The organism is Pseudomonas sp. P4_C3, assembly GCF_056402075.1.
In genome coordinates, this window is record NZ_JBFUIC010000539.1 from 1 (window position 1) to 1,873 (window position 1,873).

2 protein-coding genes are annotated in these 1,873 nt (G+C 58.2%); both read right to left on the reverse strand.

Annotation, left to right across the window (positions count from 1 at the left end; genetic code table 11):
- Nucleotides 1-271: 271 nt before the first annotated feature.
- The gene (locus AC1DVH_RS30355) at nucleotides 272-1,492 is read right to left on the reverse strand and encodes a CaiB/BaiF CoA transferase family protein (protein ID WP_477756903.1); all 1,221 of its coding nucleotides are present in this window, start codon (nucleotides 1,490-1,492) and stop codon (nucleotides 272-274) included.
- 11 nt (nucleotides 1,493-1,503) lie between these two features.
- The coding region (locus AC1DVH_RS30360) for an acyl-CoA dehydrogenase family protein (protein WP_477756904.1) at nucleotides 1,504-1,873 on the reverse strand (370 nt) is incomplete at its 5' end.

The following is a 1,873-nucleotide window of genomic DNA, read 5'->3' on the forward strand; positions in this document are numbered from 1 at the left end:
GCGTTACACGCTGCTGTCAACACCTCTTTTTCAACTCCCTTTTGGCTTCGATGACCTGAAGCAACCTGCTGCCGAAAACTGCATAACTCATTGTTTACCAAAGAGTTTTTCGTTTCGACTGCGCCGGAAGTGGGGCGAATTATAGAGATCTGAAATCTGCCGTCAAGCACTGATTCAGGTTTTCTATCAATAACCTGCAGAATGCAGCAAAACGCCCCAAAGGGAGCCTATACAAAGGAGCCGAAACACTCCTCTATATAGAAGAAACCAATCAGAGAACGCCCGAATCCTTGAATGCGGACACCGCCCCGGCATCCAGGCCCAACACCCGCTGCAAAACTTCCAGCGTGTGCTCACCCAGCAGAGGAGGTGCAAAACGGTACTCCACCGGCGTTTCCGACAGTCGAATCGGACTCGCCACCTGAGGCACCATCCCGGCCAGCGCATGAGGCAGCTCGATAGCCAACCCACGCGCCTTGACCTGAGGATCGGCAAACATCTGCGCCACGTCATTGATAGGCCCGCATGGCACGCCAGCCTGCTCCAACTGCGCCACCCATTCAGCAGTCGTCTTGAACACCGTCGCCTGGCGGATCAGCGGAATCAGTACTGCCCTGTTTGCCACCCGCAGCTTGTTGGTAGCAAAACGCGGATCGTCCGCCCACTGCGGCTGCCCGGCCACTTCCGCGAACTTGCGGAACTGTCCATCGTTACCGACGGTAAGGRTGAAATCGCCATCCGCCGTAGGAAAATCCTGATAGGGCACGATGTTCGGATGAGCATTGCCCAAGCGTTTAGGCGCATTGCCTGTCGTCAGGTAGTTCATCGCCTGGTTGGCCAGACAAGCCACCTGTACGTCCAGTAGTGCCATATCGATATGCTGACCACCGCCGTCGTGATCCCGATGCGCAAGCGCTGCCAGGATCGCGACAGTCGAATACAGCCCGGTCAGGATGTCCGTCAGCGCCACGCCAACCTTCACCGGCCCCGCGCCTTCTTCGCCTTCAGGTCGCCCCGTCAGGCTCATGAGACCGCCCAGCCCCTGGATCATGAAGTCATAACCCGCTCGCCTGGCGTAAGGACCGGTCTGGCCGAACCCGGTGATCGAGCAATAGATCAGATCCGGATTGATCGCCTTCAGCGACTCATAGTCCAGGCCATAAGCCGCCAGACCGCCGACCTTGAAGTTCTCGATCAGGATGTCCGACTTGGCCGCCAGCTCTCGCACCAGCTTCTGCCCTTCAGGGCGTGTGAAGTCGATAGTGACCGATTGCTTGTTGCGATTGGCCGACAAGTAATAGGCGGCCTCACTGGTGTTCTCGCCATAAGCGTCTTTAAGGAACGGTGGCCCCCAGGCGCGCGTGTCATCGCCGTTACCCGGACGCTCGACCTTGATCACTTCGGCGCCAAGGTCGGCCAGGATCTGCCCGGCCCAAGGCCCGGCCAGCACCCGCGATAAATCCAGTACCCGTAGATGCGATAGCGCGCCCATGGACGTTCTCCTTAATAGAACGCCTGGAGGCCGGTTTGCGCACGACCGAGGATCAGTGCATGGACGTCGTGAGTACCTTCATAGGTGTTCACCACTTCCAGGTTGACCAGGTGACGCGCAACACCGAATTCATCGGAGATGCCGTTGCCGCCCAACATATCGCGAGCCATGCGCGCGATGTCCAGGGACTTGCCGCAAGAGTTGCGCTTCATCATCGAGGTAATTTCGACTGCAGCAGTCCCTTCGTCCTTCATACGACCCAGACGCAGGCAGCCTTGCAGCGCCATGGTGATTTCAGTCTGCATGTCGGCCAGCTTCTTCTGGATCAACTGAGTGGCGGCCAGCGGGCGACCGAACTGTTGACGATCCAGGGTGTACTGG